General features: G+C 40.2%; 16 protein-coding genes. All 16 read right to left on the minus strand.

Translation table 11 applies throughout. From position 1 onward, the window contains the following. Positions 1-24: 24 nt before the first annotated feature. Positions 25-1,377, minus strand: a complete 1,353-nt coding sequence (locus DWW43_RS07640; protein WP_008402829.1) for a putrescine aminotransferase — start codon at positions 1,375-1,377, stop codon at positions 25-27. 344 nt (positions 1,378-1,721) lie between these two features. Continuing rightward, positions 1,722-3,200: an aldehyde dehydrogenase family protein gene (locus tag DWW43_RS07645; RefSeq protein WP_119963209.1), complete on the minus strand. Its 1,479-nt coding sequence runs from the start codon at positions 3,198-3,200 to the stop codon at positions 1,722-1,724. Between the two features lie 52 nt (positions 3,201-3,252). Beyond that, on the minus strand, positions 3,253-4,317 hold the full coding sequence (locus DWW43_RS07650) for a spermidine/putrescine ABC transporter substrate-binding protein (RefSeq protein WP_117784922.1): 1,065 nt from the start codon (positions 4,315-4,317) through the stop codon (positions 3,253-3,255). Between the two features lie 74 nt (positions 4,318-4,391). Further along, on the minus strand, positions 4,392-5,192 hold the full coding sequence (locus DWW43_RS07655) for an ABC transporter permease (protein ID WP_008402826.1): 801 nt from the start codon (positions 5,190-5,192) through the stop codon (positions 4,392-4,394). A gap of 3 nt (positions 5,193-5,195) precedes the next feature. Next, positions 5,196-6,062 (minus strand): ABC transporter permease, encoded by an 867-nt coding sequence (locus DWW43_RS07660; RefSeq protein ID WP_119963210.1) that lies wholly within the window; start codon positions 6,060-6,062, stop codon positions 5,196-5,198. Between the two features lie 13 nt (positions 6,063-6,075). Continuing rightward, on the minus strand, positions 6,076-7,212 hold the full coding sequence (locus tag DWW43_RS07665) for an ABC transporter ATP-binding protein (RefSeq protein WP_117784925.1): 1,137 nt from the start codon (positions 7,210-7,212) through the stop codon (positions 6,076-6,078). Between the two features lie 27 nt (positions 7,213-7,239). After that, positions 7,240-7,587, minus strand: a complete 348-nt coding sequence (locus tag DWW43_RS07670) for a P-II family nitrogen regulator (protein WP_008402823.1) — start codon at positions 7,585-7,587, stop codon at positions 7,240-7,242. A gap of 157 nt (positions 7,588-7,744) precedes the next feature. Then, positions 7,745-8,494, minus strand: coding sequence for a helix-turn-helix transcriptional regulator (locus DWW43_RS07675; protein ID WP_119963211.1), 750 nt, complete (start codon positions 8,492-8,494; stop codon positions 7,745-7,747). Positions 8,495-8,646: 152 nt separating this feature from the next. Further along, positions 8,647-9,414 (minus strand): zinc ribbon domain-containing protein, encoded by a 768-nt coding sequence (locus DWW43_RS07680; protein WP_119963212.1) that lies wholly within the window; start codon positions 9,412-9,414, stop codon positions 8,647-8,649. Positions 9,415-9,549: 135 nt separating this feature from the next. After that, positions 9,550-10,281: a hypothetical protein gene (locus DWW43_RS07685; protein WP_119963213.1), complete on the minus strand. Its 732-nt coding sequence runs from the start codon at positions 10,279-10,281 to the stop codon at positions 9,550-9,552. 12 nt (positions 10,282-10,293) lie between these two features. Continuing rightward, positions 10,294-10,704, minus strand: a complete 411-nt coding sequence (locus DWW43_RS07690; protein WP_119963214.1) for a peptide deformylase — start codon at positions 10,702-10,704, stop codon at positions 10,294-10,296. 117 nt (positions 10,705-10,821) lie between these two features. Beyond that, a complete protein-coding gene (locus DWW43_RS07700) occupies positions 10,822-11,736 on the minus strand; it encodes an alpha/beta hydrolase (protein ID WP_243104432.1) in 915 nt (304 codons plus the stop codon). 8 nt (positions 11,737-11,744) lie between these two features. Next, positions 11,745-12,497 carry an EFR1 family ferrodoxin gene (locus DWW43_RS07705; protein WP_119963216.1) on the minus strand — a complete coding sequence of 251 codons (753 nt, stop codon included), beginning with the start codon at positions 12,495-12,497 and terminating at the stop codon, positions 11,745-11,747. 74 nt (positions 12,498-12,571) lie between these two features. Continuing rightward, positions 12,572-12,769 carry a hypothetical protein gene (locus DWW43_RS07710; protein WP_119963217.1) on the minus strand — a complete coding sequence of 66 codons (198 nt, stop codon included), beginning with the start codon at positions 12,767-12,769 and terminating at the stop codon, positions 12,572-12,574. A 216-nt stretch (positions 12,770-12,985) separates the two neighbouring features. Next, positions 12,986-13,438 carry a GNAT family N-acetyltransferase gene (locus DWW43_RS07715; RefSeq protein ID WP_008402810.1) on the minus strand — a complete coding sequence of 151 codons (453 nt, stop codon included), beginning with the start codon at positions 13,436-13,438 and terminating at the stop codon, positions 12,986-12,988. A gap of 36 nt (positions 13,439-13,474) precedes the next feature. Next, positions 13,475-13,732, minus strand: a complete 258-nt coding sequence (locus tag DWW43_RS07720) for a DUF4143 domain-containing protein (protein WP_243000361.1) — start codon at positions 13,730-13,732, stop codon at positions 13,475-13,477. Positions 13,733-13,740 lie beyond the last annotated feature (8 nt).

Genomic DNA, 13,740 nt, shown 5'->3' on the forward strand with positions numbered 1-13,740 from the left:
TTCCATCATAATATACCGATGAATTTACAGATTATATTCTTTCTTCGTATCAGCAAGTGCCGCATCCATACGCTCGATAACGGCTGCGATCTGTTCCTCTGTAATAACCGCTGTCGGCTCGAAACGGATACACTTGGAGTTTACAAGTGTTCCGGCCGTCATAACACCTCTTGAGAACAAGCCCTTTGCGATGCTGTAACCGATATCAGATGTAACGAACTCAACAGCAAGCATCAGACCTACGCCTCTGACATCATCGATGATCTCAGGATATTTTGCCTTCAGACTTTCAAGTCCTGCCTTTAAGATCTTACCTTTGCTTGCACACTGTCCTGGAATATCATTGTCGATCATGTATTTGATCGTTGCGATCGCTGCCGAACAACATACAGGGTTACCACCAAATGTAGGAGAACCAAGTAACCATGGGTTGTCGATCAACTGCTGTACCCACATGGATGGCTTACAGATAATACCTGTGATTGGCATGATACCACCACCAAATGCTTTACCGAATGTCATGATATCCGGTGTTACGCCTTCTGCTTCGCATCTCCACATTGTACCGGTACGACCCATACCTGTCTGGATCTCATCAAAGATCAACGCTACACCATACTCATCACAGATCTGTCTTAACTCTGTCAGATATCCTTCCGGTGGAACGATAACACCAGCCTCGCCCTGAATTGGTTCAACGATCATGGCTGCAACCTTTTCACCAACAGCGATCAGGTTACGGATTGCCTTTCTTGCATCCTCTGCATTACCATATTCTACATGCTGTACCTGCTGTACCATAGGTGTATATGGAACTCTGTATGTATTCTTACCACCCATTGAGATTGCACCCATTGATTTACCATGGAATGCACCAACGGTTGAGATATACCATCTTCCGCCTGTTGCGATTCTGGCAAGCTTCAATGCCATTTCGACTGCCTCTGCACCACCATTTGTAAAGAAACAATACTGAAGGTCACCCGGTGTGATATCTGCAACTGCCTTTGCAAGATATCCACGAAGCGGATCCAACAGCTCCTGTGAATGAAGCGCCTGATGATCAAGCTGTGCCTTTACGGTATCAAGGATCTCCGGATTTCTATGACCACATGTATAAATACCGAAACCACCAAGACAGTCAATGAATTCTTCACCATATAAGCCATCACATACACCGTCATGATCTTTCCACTCAAGCACTGCTGAGTTGGTAGATACTGACTTTCTGTATTTTAACCAGCCCGGGCTTACATAATTATCAAAATAATCTAATGTCTGTTCTGTCATTAATTTCTTTTCATCATCTGTTAATTCATCTGAATGGATATAACCAATTACCTTTTCCAAATCCTTACTTACCTGTTCATAACTCATATTAAAATCCTCCTTAAAATATATTCATCTTTAAACTGAAAAAAAGGAGCCTGTGACCTGTTCACAAGCTCCTTTGCTTCTATGTCTGTATATTATCGTATCTCATGCTCTTTTTCAATTACTAATTTATACCATTTATCTACCATTTATCTGTTATATATAATTAAATATAAGTATATTCAACTCATATAACCGACTTGTAATTCCATCGTCATACCTCTATCGAAGTATCATTTTCTACCCTATTTCTGTTATTTGCCAAATCATTCGGTATTTGAAACGCATTAAAAAGCAATAAAAAACCGCCCACCTTCATTTTTCAGAAAGTGAACGGTCTGTTTTATCTAGTGTTCATACCAGCCTACGATACCCGGATTCAGATTAATATTGATCTGCTTGACCTCCTGATATTCCTCGATACCATGAACGCCAAGCTCTCTGCCGATACCACTCATCTTATAACCGCCCCAAGGTGCTTCATTGAAGGTTGGGTTGTAGCAGTTGATCCATGTGATACCTGCGCGAAGCTCACTGATCACACGATGTGCTCTGGTTATATCTGAAGTAAATACAGCTCCGGCAAGACCATATACAGTATCATTTGCCATCGCAATCGCTTCTTCCTCTGTCTTAAAGGTCTGGATGCTGACAACGGGACCAAAGATCTCCTCACGGACGATCTTCATATCCGAAGTACAATTATCAAAGATCGTTGGACGTACAAAGTAGCCCTTTGCACATTCTCCTTCTGTATAGCGCTCACCACCTGTTACAAGTGTTGCGCCTTCCTCGATACCACTCTTTATGTAAGACAGAACTTTCTCCATATCCTTTTCCGTAATGACTGGTCCGATATCCGGATTGTTCACCGGATTGCCGATCGTCATGGCTTCCGCCTTTTTCTTTAATCTGGCAACAAACTCATCATGGATGCTTTCTTCTATGATGATTCTGGATCCTGCGGAACATACCTCTCCCTGATTGAAGAAAATACCGATCATTGCCCACTCTACAGCGCCATCCAGATCTGCATCTGCGAAAATGACATTTGGTGATTTACCACCAAGCTCCAGTCCGATCTTCTTCACATTTGTAGCGGCTGCTTTCATCAGGCTCTGACCGACTCTGGTACTTCCTGTAAATGTGATCATATCAACATCGGTATTCTCGCCCATTTCCGTTCCGACCTCAGCATCACCCTGTAACAGATTGACGCAGCCCTTCGGAAGTCCTGCTTCTTCAAAGATCTCGAATAACCGGATTGTTGAAAGCGGAGCCTTTGGACTTGGTTTAAACACGATACTGTTTCCTGCTGCAAGTGCAGGAGCCAGCTTCCAGACAGACATCAAAAACGGATAATTCCATGGAGTGATCTGCACACAGACACCGACCGGCTCTCTGGTCTCATATGAATGCATCTTGCCAAATCCATCATTTACCTCATATACACCACCATGCGGAGTCTTGCAAAGACCTGCGTAATAACGGAAGCAATGAATACCATCACTGATATCTCCTTCTGCTTCACGAAGCGGCTTACCATTATCCAGAGTATCCAGCATTGCCAGTTCATCGGCATATTTGTCGATCAGATCTGCGATCTTTAGAATCATATCACTTCTGGTCTGGGAATCCATATCACGCCACTCTCTTGTCTGGTAAAATGATTTCTTTGCCGCAGCGATAGCACGTCTGGTATCTTCTACACTGCTTTCATAGACCTGCGCGAGCACTTCTCCGGTCGCCGGATTGATAACGTCAAACGGCTTTTCCATACTTCCTGTTACCCACTCACCATCAATATACATCTTTTTTGGTTCCATATATCTTACTCCTCCTGATCAACTTTTTTTGTCTGCCTTTTGCCGTTTTGTATTACTGCTTTAATTTGTTCCACATATCGTTGTAAACAGTCAATGTATCTGTATCAAGATTTCCAACAAATTCACCTTTTTCAAATACCTCAACCGGTACATTCTTTGCTTCATTGTTCCTGTAATCTTCATTTGCCTCCACTGCAGTTGCATTCGCATTCAGATATGGGTATTCCGCCATAACCTTTGTAGCAACATCCGGATCACACATATAGTTGATGAATTTCATTGCATTATCATAGTTCTTGGCACCCTTTGCGATTGCCCAGTTATCAATGAATTTATATGCGCCCTCTTCAGGGAATACAATCTTGATCGATGGGTTCTCATCCATAGCAAGCGCTACTTCAGCAGCCCAGCAGTAACCAACATTACAATCTCCGCTGATCAGAGATGACTTTGGACTGTCACTGTCATATACTGCGATATTATCCTTTAATGTCAGAAGCTTCGTTTCAACCTCGGCAAGCTTTGCTGTATCTGTTTCATTCATGCTGAGTCCCATGCTTCTCTCCGTCATACCGATAACTGCTCTGTAGTCATCCAGTGCTACGATCTGTCCTTTTAATGAAGGATCAAAGAGATCTGCATATCCCTTAATATCTGTTGATACCTTGTCTGTGTTGACTGCGATCGCTGCCACCCCACCCTGATAAGGAACGGAGTAGACATTGCCCGGATCATATACAGGATCCAGATACTGACTACCAATATTTGACAGATTGGTAAGTGCATCCTGATCCAACTTCTCAAGCATTCCCTGAGCGATCATGGATTCTACCATATAGTCACTCGGCTGTACGATATCATAAGTTCCTTCATCCTCTGATTTTACCTTTGCAAGCATATCCTCATTGGATGAGAATGTTGATACATTTACTTTAATTCCATATTCTTTTTCAAAATCCTTAATTACTTCATCCGGTACATACTCTGTCCAGATGAACAGGTTTAACTCTCCGTTTGTACTGTCTGCTTTCTTACCACAGCCTGTGATATTTACTGCTGTCATTGCAAGAACAAGTGATAATGCAATACTTACTGCTCTTTTTCTGTTTTTCTTCATAATTATGTCTCCCTTCTACTCTTGAACCTTGTTCGGTTACTTCTATAAATTGTTTACTGTTTCATTCTATACAGCTACTGTTTTTTCTTCTTAAACAGATTGCCCTGAGTCAGGACAACAAAGATGATCGTGCCTGCTAAGATCAGCGCTGATAATGCATTTACATCAGGTGCTACTCCACTCTTAATACTTGCCATAACCTGTAACGGATAAGTCATCGTATTACCATTTACAAAGTAGCTTATGATAACGTCGTCAATCGATAACGTAAATGCCAGTAATGCACCGGCTGTAATGCCGGGTCTTAAAACCGGAAGTGTGATCTCCCAGAATGTACGAATGCGGTTAGCTCCCAGATCCATACTTGCTTCTTCAATCGAAATATCATAGCCGGATAATCTTGCCCTGACATTGAAGATAACATATGGCACACAGAAGGTGATATGTGCAATGATCAATGTAAGCATACCTCTTGGGATCGAGACCTTTGCGAATACCGTAAGTAAGGATATACCCATTACAATCTCAGGAATAACGACCGGGATATATAAAAGTCCGTCTATGATCCCTTTTCCTTTGAATTTATATTTGTACATTCCGATCGCACCGAGCGTACCTATAATCGTTGAAAGTACAGTTGTGACCAATGCTATGATCATCGTATTGCCAAAGGATGTAAGAAGCGACTGATTTTCAAACAATTTCACATACCAGTCAAATGTAAACCCCTTCCAGGTCAGATATGGTTTTGATGTCGTTGCATTAAAGGAATTCACTACAACAACTGCAATCGGCATAAACAATACAATATAAATCAGAGAACAAAAGATCTTTGAAAGAATACTCTTTGTTCTTACTTTTGCTTTTCTGCTCATCGTTTACACCCCCAGACTATCCATATCGCCGCCTGTCTTCTGGTACAGTTTGACGAGGATCAATGTGATAACAATTAATATGATGGATAAAGCTGCACCAAGCGGCCAGTTATTTCCACTCTTGAACTGACGCTCGATCAGGTTACCAATAACATCTGCGTTTCCACCACCTAAGATATTCGATACAAAGAAATATCCAAGACATGGAATAAATACCATGATACAGCCGGAAAAGATTCCGCTGGCTGTCAGTGGCAGGATCACTTCAAAGAAAGTCCGCCAGCCCTTAGCTCCAAGATCAGAGGAAGCCTCCAATAAAGTATGATCCAGCTTGCCGATCGCGGTATAAAGTGGAAGTACCGTAAATGGGAACAGGCAGTACACCATACCAAATACGGTAGTTCCCTGATTATATAAGAGGTTCAATGGCTCTGATATCAGATGCAGCTTCATAAGCACGGTATTCAACCAGCCGGATGAACCAAGGAATGTCTTCCATCCATAGATACGGATCAGTGAATTCGTCCAGAACGGAATGATAACCAGCATATATAACAGATTCTTTGATCTGCTCTTTGTCCTTGCAATAACATAGGTAAACGGATATGCAAGCACGATACAGATCACGGTTGTAAGTAATGCGATCACAAGTGACTGAACATAGATCTTAATATAAGAACTGTCCGCCAGATGTTTGTAATTATCGAATGTGAACTGAAATGTTACATTGTAATACTGATCAATACTGCAAAAACTCATGACCAGTATATAGATAAGTGGAACCGCTACCAACAGGATCAGCCATAAGGTCACCGGCCCTACCATGATCGTTGCCGGAAGTGTCTTTTCTCTGAATCTCTTTTTATTCATATCAAACACCTCCTTATGCCAGTGTTATATTTTCCATACTCTGATAGAAGCTGTTATCCAGACTGTGGATCAATACCGCATCCTCCGGATTCCAGCAGATAAATACTTTGTCACCGGATTTTGGAAGTTCTTCGCCTGCCAGACGTTCCATCTTTACTTCATTTCCATTTGGAAGAACCGCCAGACATTTGACGACTGAGCCAACATAGATATAATCCTTGACCAGTGCCGGTACGCTGAAGCCCTCTACCGGTTCTGCCGAAAAATGAAGCTTTTCCGGTCGAACAGAAACAGTTACAAATTCACCAACTGAAAATCCAGTGTTCTTTTCCTCTGTCTCAGTCACGGAACCGGAGGTTGTTACATCTCCATTTTCAATTCCTATAACCGCTTTTCCGTTTACGATCGATTTGATCGTTCCGTCAAATACGTTTGTCTCTCCGATGAAGGTTGCTACGAACTTGGTTGCCGGTCTTTCATAGATGTCTGTCGGTGATCCGATCTGATCCATGACACCATCATGCATAATAGCTATCCTGTCGCTCATCGTAAGCGCTTCTTCCTGATCATGTGTAACATAGATAAATGTGATGTGTAATTTCTTCTGCAGCCGTTTCAGTTCCAGCTGCATCTGTTTTCTAAGCTTCAGATCCAATGCACCAAGCGGCTCATCCAACAGCAGAACCTTCGGACGATTGATCAACGCTCTTGCAATCGCAACTCGCTGCTTCTGTCCACCGGACAACTGACTTGGATACCGTTTCTCAAATCCGGATAACTGAACCATCTCTAACATCTCCGTTACCCGTTCTTTGATCTCTTTCTTTGGAACCTTTTTCATCTTAAGACCATATGCTACGTTGTCATATATGGTCTTATGTGGAAATAAAGCGTAACTCTGAAAGACAGTGTTTACATTTCTCTCAAATGGCTCTTTATCTTCAATCGGCTCACCTTCTACCTGAATGGAGCCTGTCGTCGGTTCTTCAAATCCTGCGATCATACGAAGCGTTGTCGTCTTGCCGCATCCGGATGATCCAAGCAATGTCAGGAACTCGCCTTCCTCTACCTGCAGATTCAGATCTTTTACAACATGATTTGTTCCGTATATTTTATTTACGTCTTTGATATCAACTATAACATTTGCCAAATCATATCACCTCTTTTTCAAATTTCTCTATAATGCTTTTTCTCCTCGTTCACCGGTACGGATTCGTATAGCCTCTTCGATATTTCGAATGAAGATCTTACCATCTCCGACATGTCCGGTAGCTACCTTTTCTCTTACATCCAGAATGATCTGTTCTACCTTGGAATCTTCAACTACTACTTCAACTCTTACTTTTGGAAGAAGATTGATCGTAGTTTTAAAGCCTTTAATCTCATTTACGCCCTCAACAGTTCCTTTCTGTGTTCCGCATCCCATAACGGTTGAGATTGTCATACCACCACAATTTTTCTCATCCAATATGCTTTTTAATACTTCCAGCTTTTCCGGTCTGATTATTAATATGATTTCTTTCATTCTTTCTTCCTCCAATCTGCAACATACAACTAATATAACAAAAAAGAGCCGTTCATCTCTGAACAGCTCCTTTGCTTGTTAACGAAAATATACTACTTTCAAATTAATTCTTCAATAGAACAGGATTACCATTTTTCTACTACTTTTATAGTACTAACTACTCTTTTTCTTTAATCAGTTTAAACATCTGAACACGGTTTCGAATTCCCAGTTTCCGGTAAATATTTAAAATATGCTTCTTTAGTGTATTTACCGTTATGGATAAATGGTCACAGATCTCCGTATTCTCCATTCCCTGCAGCAAAAGCTGCAATATGGTCTGCTCCCGCTTCGTCAGATCATAGGCCTTTACTGCCTGTGTCAGCGTCAGTTTCTCCTGACTGGTCATCTGATTGTTTCTGTCCTGTGACAACCGGTATGCCATATGATCTTTAAGCATATCCATCAGGAATACATCTTCATATGTAAAGTCCTCTTTACCAATCGTCCTATATAGTGTCACCACGCCCAGAAAATGTTTGTTCCGTCCAAATATCATTTGTAACGCATAATGCCAGTTATTTGGCTTATATACTCTTTGATAATATTCGGTTTGAACTCTTTTCTCATCAGATATGATATCAGTTTCCCGATATACCATACTCCTGCCACTGAACATAATACCACGGCTATAATCCATATTCTCATAAATATCTGACAAGTCTTCATCACAGTTGAGGAATACCGGACGTTCCAGATTTTCTTTCTCATTTGATGATGCCAGATAAAAATCTGCACTGTCAAAATCTATGACGGTCTTGATCTGTTCCAGAAATTGTGTCCGCATGGCGTCAAAATCACCGGTTGTGTAGATCTTGTATATGATACTGTTCATGACCAGCCAGTCATTTGTTTCAAGGGTCTTCACCAGTTTCCACCTCCCTTGTATTTCATAAAACAAAAAAGTACGCAACCGATGTAACACACCCTTGCGTACTTATTTTTTACTATTCTGTTGGTACGAAGTATAGCACAAAAAAATGATTTGTCAAGCAATTATCTTTTTGTGTAAATTATCAGTTATCTTTTTTTGTAAATTATCAGTTCCGGATCTTTGCCCTGAGCTTCATATGTTGAAATCAGAATAAAATCCATATCTGCAAGAACTCCAAAGTATCTGTCTCCACAAAATTCACATTCAAGCTGATTGCCTAAATATGTTTTCCGGTCATCCAGGAATTTCACTTTTTCTCCATTCGGAAGCCTGTATTCTAAATTCACATATTCTCCAACAAGGGCGTTCAGTCTTTTTACCTCAGGCAGACCTTCTACATGAAGATCATTAATTTCTCTGATCAGCTCCTTCTTGAATTGATCAAACTGACCATTGTCACTCAGTTCTTCATATCTTTTCCAGTAATCCAATTTCGGAAGAAGTTCCTTCATATAAACACGTGCCTGATTCTCTGTAACATTTTCATCTACCATATGTTTAACACAGACATCTATCAATTCATCCATATCACTATAGGTATATGTTCCATCCGCATAACACCACTTACAATAGTCCTCATTCAATAAACCATCACTATTATGTCCTATGATTGTGTCATCCTCAAGCGGCATTCCGCAGCACTGGCAGATAAGTTTTCTAGGCTCTCCCAGTAGTGTATTGATCGATACATCAAATTCCTTCGATAAAAGCTTTAAAGTATCTGTGTTAGAAATTGTCTCTCCATTCTCCCAACGTGATACAGCCTGTCTCGTCACCATTATTTTCTCAGCCAGTTCATCCTGTGACATGCCTCTCTTTGTACGAAGTTCAAAAATAATATTTTTTGTTTCCATGACTCGTCCTCCTTTATTCATATCATACAGGAGAATCTGTTTTATAAAAAGCAACCTGCTGTTTCCTGCCTGTCATATGTGCTCCTATCCTGCACATAAGATAAATTTGATTAAATATAATAAATTTCTTTGATTCTATTTCAAAAGCTTTTTTATCTGTGCATCTGTTGCGATCGGATAAATATCATACATGTGTCGGATGATCGTATTCCACGACTCCTGCGGATCATCCTTGTAACAGGAGGTTACATAATCATACCCATAGATATGTTCCGGAGACGAGTAAACCGCCACATCCCAACCATACTCCAGTCCTTTTTTATTTACACGTTTTCTGAAGTCGCAATTACAAAGGTACATCTGCATCATAAGATTGGTGACAGCTCCATCAAATCCCTTTTCGCCATCTTTTCCATACCCTGCCATTTTCTTCAGTTCGTTGGAATACAGTTCTGTATCCACATGTTCTTCCATAAAATGATCCATGATCTTTTTATGCTTATTCGGGACTTTTCCATCCTCATACAGCGCATCAAAATCATATCCATCCCGTCTGTAATTGGCAAATACAGGAAGCCATTTTCTCGATATAAAACCTGCCTTTTTATTAAAAAACTTGCCATATACGATGTCATGTCTTCTTGCGATAACCGCCCGCCACATCCATGGATCTCTGTCAACATCCTCACACCACCAGTACTCCGGCACGGTTCGTTCTTCCAGCGAAAATCCCGGTATATCATTTCTAAAAAGCGGTAGGAAGCCAATCTCATTTATATATTCTATTGCCTCATCTACTGTATGAATACACTCCGGATCATCCCAGTCTACACCATACATGATCCATTTGCCTGAGTCTTTTTCCATGTTTGTCTCCTGTTATATCACTATCCCATTACAGTGATCCACCTCATGCTGAATAATCTGTGCCACAAATCCCTCAAATACCATCTTTCTTTTTACAAAACCAGCATCCTGAAACTCTACCTCTATCTTCTTATACCGCGTTGTTTTTCGTTTTCCCTCTAATGACAGACAACCTTCTTCTGTTTCATAACGTCCGATCTTAGAACAGATCACCGGATTGATCATAATCATATCTACAGGTCCGGCACTTACAATAATCATATTTTTCTTATACCCGATCATATTTGCTGCCATTCCGACACAACGCTCACGATTTGCAACTAATGTATCCCGAAGATCATTTACCACATTCATATCAAGCTGTGTTGCCGGAACGGATTTCTGTCCCAGAAAAAGAATATCTTTTACAATAGGTTTTACCATTTTCCATCCTCCATAAGTTCTCATTTATCTCTTCTATCTCGTCAAGATTTGTCACTGATTTGCAAATGACATAATATGCCATTAAAGCAACACAGTCATATGTACCACCTGTTCCATTCACTGAATAAACTTCCTGATTTCTTTACTTATCTCATCATATTTGTAGTCGTGGACATAATGCGGACAATCTAATTCAATATAGCTTGCATTGTCACAACCTGAAATATAATTTTCGGGAATACTTCTCCACTTTTCTTTTGTAAAACCGGTTCCACCGGAGCCGTCAGAAATAAACAATAACATCGGCACCTGCGGAATTCCGTTTTCTTTTACAATATTTGCATTCTGTTTTACAGCTTTTACTTCATCGATCATCGTTACAGTTGCAGTTTTTTGATAAAATACTGCTCTGTAAATCTCTTTTTCTTTTTCAGACAATGTTCTGGCTTTGATTGCATCGCTCTCGGCAAGGCTCGGTATCCATCTGGTGATTCCAAGTGCCGCACCATACTGCCCTAATTTCATAATAGGAATATTAATGTTCATTTCATCATAATAGTCTGGCACTGCCATATCCAAACCAACAATAGCCTCAACTTCTTCCGGATACTTCTGTGCCCAGTATAAAGCCTCAAGTCCGGACATTGAATGGGGGCAAAGCACATATGGGCCTTTTATTCCGGCTTTATCAAGTGCCATCCTTGTTTCGCTTAACATCGTATCGATATCCCTGTTTTCGTCTACAACATCACTAAAGCCATATCCGAATTTTTCCACTACAACGATTTTATAATCATTGCTAAGCAGCGAATACAAAGACTTAAAATCCAATATTGGCGAGCAGGTTCCACCTCCGAACATGAACACAAGCGTTTTATCACCATCCCCCTCTGTATATACGCTCATCTTGGGCCCGTTGACTTCTACCAGTTCACCTAACGGAGTTAATAAATCCTTTTCTCTTGAACTGCATACTTTATGGCGAACCAATGATATTATCACGAATAATGTAATAACCGTGATTACAATCAATATTACTCTTAGAATATTTTTTCAAAGTGGTAACGCGGTTTTCCAACACTCTTTTTTCCATACTCAATAGCTTCTGTAGGGCAATAACAAATACAAGCCATACAATGAGTGCATTGCTTTCCCCATACAGGCTTTCTGTCCTTAAGCGTAATGTTGTTCAATGGACAGTTCTTAACACATTGACCACAACCGACACAGGTAGCATCCGTACGAAATGCATCAGATTTCACAAAGAAATGATAAAAAATCGGATTTACCGGACCACTCATTAACCGGTCATAAAGATTGTTTCTTGGTACAGCGAACGGCTGCTCTGCCTTAATGTGCGCAATTATATCCATAATAGTAGGTTCCGCATTTCTAACAATCTTTCTTGCTTCTTCTGCTTTCGGTGCACCAAACATAGCAATATAATTTTCCGGCATAATAACCTGAGCTGTACCCATATACCATAAATGTTTTTGCTCCGCAAGGCGCCGATTATATTTCGCTGCATTCCCAATCTCGCCTCCACAGTCCATCACGAACCAAATGCGTTCTGCAGAAAGCAGTTCCGTTTTACAAAGCCACTCCGATACAATTTGTGGAATACGCCACGCATAAGTTGGAACCACTACGATTATATTTCTGCCTGTTTTCATTGGCGAATAATCTGTTGCCTTGATTTTTGCATTCATATCTACAATCTCGTCCTGCAATTCATCTGCAATTTTCTTTGCTATATAACGACTATTACCAGTTCCGGAAAAGCACAAGATCATAATAACATTACCTCCGTATTTGCCTCAAAGCCAAGCTTTTCATAAAAGTTTTTTCTCCAACACTCTTCTTGAAATCATCTCACAATATCGTCATTTTTCTCGTATGGCATCGGCTCCCCATTTTCTTTATGTAGGCGTCCTATTTTATCGCAGATCCTATCGTACAAATTATCATTCACATATGCAATCTTCTCCATATCCACATTGTTCTCTGATATTTTTCCGCTGTAGAATTTTTGGGCGTATGTTCCACTTTCTTTTATGTAAGCCATTATTAAATTAATTTCTTGTTTCTCGACTTCTGAAAAAAATAGGTTGTTCCGTTAATTTTCCACTGATAAAATCACAAAAATAGGAATAGTCATCAAAATACTGCTGCTCATACTCTTTGCCTATGATCGCACCAATCGTCAAATTTTTTTCCTCTTTTTAATTTATCAAATAATCCCTCTGTTTTCTACCCATTTCAATCAGAAATACTATAGCCGTTAAAGTTTATATTGCATGAAGTTACCATTATGTACAAATCCAAAATCCGTATATAATTTAACTCCCATATCAGACGCCGTAATCTGTATTGTTCCACAGCCATATTCCCTGGCGTCATCTATAACGCGGGATAGCAGCTCCTTTGCAATACCTCTTCTTCTATATTTCGGATCAGTAAACATACTGGACAACAATCCTATCTTTCCACTTGGGCATCCAAAATAGGGAGGCTTCTCCACAAATGACATCCCGCTTGTTCCAATAATATTTTCCTCATCAAGGGCAAGCCAAGATACAAATGTTCCATCCGCCATATGTCGAGTATAATATTCCTTCAATGCAGGAACCAAATCTATCTTTTCTTTAGCACCTTCTTCTCTAAGCTGATTTATCCTCATGTGAATAAACGTATTCAGTTCTTTTTCTGTAAGTCTTTTATATCTAATATCCATTTTCACGATTCCCTTATACAAACTGATATTTATAAATTACATACCGCATACAATGGTATATTTACCATCCATTCCTGATCCATATACTTTAGAGCCGAAAAACGTAGCTTTCTCTGTTCCATAATAATACGGTGTGTGCGGTGTATCTGAAATCATCTGCTGCAACATATATTGCTCTGTGAGATTACCCTTGAATTCCATAAAAATATCATTTTCTTCCAATATAGATGTCGCCGGCAACTCACTTAATGCCCCCAGTAATCCGACATCCAGCATAAATAATTTATACCGCATTCATCCGT

This window comes from Clostridium sp. AF15-41 (genome assembly GCF_003604095.1).
Taxonomy (GTDB): Bacteria; Bacillota; Clostridia; order Lachnospirales; family Lachnospiraceae; genus Coprococcus.

Coding starts and splice junctions, on each gene's coding strand:
- DWW43_RS07640 (WP_008402829.1), bottom strand. CDS start 1,377: ATGAGTTATGAACAGGTAAGTAAGGATTTGGAAAAGGTAATTGGTTAT.
- DWW43_RS07645 (WP_119963209.1), bottom strand. CDS start 3,200: ATGGAACCAAAAAAGATGTATATTGATGGTGAGTGGGTAACAGGAAGT.
- DWW43_RS07650 (WP_117784922.1), bottom strand. CDS start 4,317: ATGAAGAAAAACAGAAAAAGAGCAGTAAGTATTGCATTATCACTTGTT.
- DWW43_RS07655 (WP_008402826.1), bottom strand. CDS start 5,192: ATGAGCAGAAAAGCAAAAGTAAGAACAAAGAGTATTCTTTCAAAGATC.
- DWW43_RS07660 (WP_119963210.1), bottom strand. CDS start 6,062: ATGAATAAAAAGAGATTCAGAGAAAAGACACTTCCGGCAACGATCATG.
- DWW43_RS07670 (WP_008402823.1), bottom strand. CDS start 7,587: ATGAAAGAAATCATATTAATAATCAGACCGGAAAAGCTGGAAGTATTA.
- DWW43_RS07680 (WP_119963212.1), bottom strand. CDS start 9,414: ATGGAAACAAAAAATATTATTTTTGAACTTCGTACAAAGAGAGGCATG.
- DWW43_RS07685 (WP_119963213.1), bottom strand. CDS start 10,281: ATGGAAAAAGACTCAGGCAAATGGATCATGTATGGTGTAGACTGGGAT.
- DWW43_RS07690 (WP_119963214.1), bottom strand. CDS start 10,704: ATGGTAAAACCTATTGTAAAAGATATTCTTTTTCTGGGACAGAAATCC.
- DWW43_RS07705 (WP_119963216.1), bottom strand. CDS start 12,497: ATGATCTTGTGCTTTTCCGGAACTGGTAATAGTCGTTATATAGCAAAG.
- DWW43_RS07710 (WP_119963217.1), bottom strand. CDS start 12,769: ATGGCTTACATAAAAGAAAGTGGAACATACGCCCAAAAATTCTACAGC.
- DWW43_RS07715 (WP_008402810.1), bottom strand. CDS start 13,438: ATGGATATTAGATATAAAAGACTTACAGAAAAAGAACTGAATACGTTT.
- DWW43_RS07720 (WP_243000361.1), bottom strand. CDS start 13,732: ATGCGGTATAAATTATTTATGCTGGATGTCGGATTACTGGGGGCATTA.